The organism is Fluviicoccus sp. (genome assembly GCF_030646115.1).
Taxonomy (GTDB): domain Bacteria; phylum Pseudomonadota; class Gammaproteobacteria; order Pseudomonadales; family Moraxellaceae; genus Fluviicoccus.
Genome location: NZ_JAUSMX010000026.1, coordinates 1 through 1,401, shown reverse-complemented (window position 1 = coordinate 1,401; position 1,401 = coordinate 1). Strand labels below are relative to the sequence as shown.

At 59.6% G+C, this 1,401-nt stretch carries 1 protein-coding gene; it reads right to left on the bottom strand.

Annotated elements, in window-relative coordinates:
- Positions 1–226: 226 nt before the first annotated feature.
- The gene (locus Q7T36_RS15715) at positions 227–1,351 is read right to left on the bottom strand and encodes a porin (RefSeq protein ID WP_304850790.1); all 1,125 of its coding nucleotides are present in this window, start codon (positions 1,349–1,351) and stop codon (positions 227–229) included.
- Positions 1,352–1,401 lie beyond the last annotated feature (50 nt).

Here is a 1,401-nt window from a genome sequence, read left to right as displayed (position 1 = left end):
GCCTGGCGGTTGTTTCCGCGCTGAATCAAGTGGAGGGGAACCCCGGGCAGGGCAAGGCGCGCACGGCGTGGCATGGGGTATCTCTGAGGAAAATGAAAAAAACGAAGGCTACCAGAAAACCGTGGTCTGTCCCCTATTATTCTGCTGGAACATCAGACGTAAAAAAGCCACCCCGAAGGGTGGCTTTCAGTTTCCCATACCTTGCCGACACTAGGTCGGCATGATATTAGAAGGAGTGACGCAGGCCGGCCTGCCAGCGGTTGAAGCCGCCAATGCCATTGCCCGTTCCACCGGAGCGATCATTGTCGCCCGTCTCGTAGCGACCATAAGCCGTTGAGCGCTTGCTCAGTGCGTAGTCAAGGCCCACGGCAGTCAGGCGGCGATCCTTGTCGCCGACCAGCTTGTCATCGACGCTAACGTAGTTGGCGGCCAAGCTCAGAGCACCCGACACGGCGTATTTCAGAGCGAGGTTCCACGAACGGCCATCGGCAACAGCGGCGACGCTGCTCTTGGAACTGGTCCAGCCAGCATAAACCGTCGCCGGGCCGAAGGTGTAGTTACCGCTCAATACGTTGTGCGTAACTTTTTCGTCGGCAGCCAGAGCAGCGGCATTCGCCGGTGCAGCTACGCTACCCGCTTTGATTTGCTCGTTCGCATAGTAGACATTGATCGGACCGTTGTTGTACTTGAGACCCAGCGACTGGAAACCGGCGGTGGTGCCGGCAGCGGCAACGGTAGAGTCATTGTTCTGCTTGGCCAACTGCAGCGAGCCACTGAAGCCGCCCATGGACGGGGTGCTGTACTGCACCGAGTTGTTGACGCGAACCGAACGGGCGCCAGCGATGGTGCCAGTGGCGGCGACGACTTCGCCGTCCACGCTCAGGCCAGCGGTTCCTGCGCCAAACGTGCCGTTGCTACCGCCACGGGACAGGCGACCGAAGGCACCGGAAATACCGGAGCCGATGCCAGTGCCGAAAGGCTGCGAGCCGATCGTGGCATACAGTGTGTCGGTGTTCAGGTTGCCGCCCCTCAAGGCACCCCAGTTGCCGGCGATTTCAAGGTAGTTATAGCTGTTCAGCAGAACGCTGGCGTTGCCCGCGGGAGCCCAGTCGGTTTCGCCGAAGAACTTGACCTTGTTGCCACCGCCGAGATCTTCAGTCGCGGTAACGAACAGCGCGGACGTCGACGAGCCGTTGGAAGCGGCGAAGGTCTTGGTGTCCGCCACACCGGCGGTCTGGATCGACTGGGAGTAGAAGCCGACGTCAACCAGGCCCGACAGGGTAACGGTCGACTGGGCGAACGCGGCGCTGGACAGGCCAGCAATTGCCAGAGCGATAATTTTCTTTTGCATTTAGTGTTCTCCAAAAAGAGAGTTGGTTTAAGCAGATTGCAATGACACCA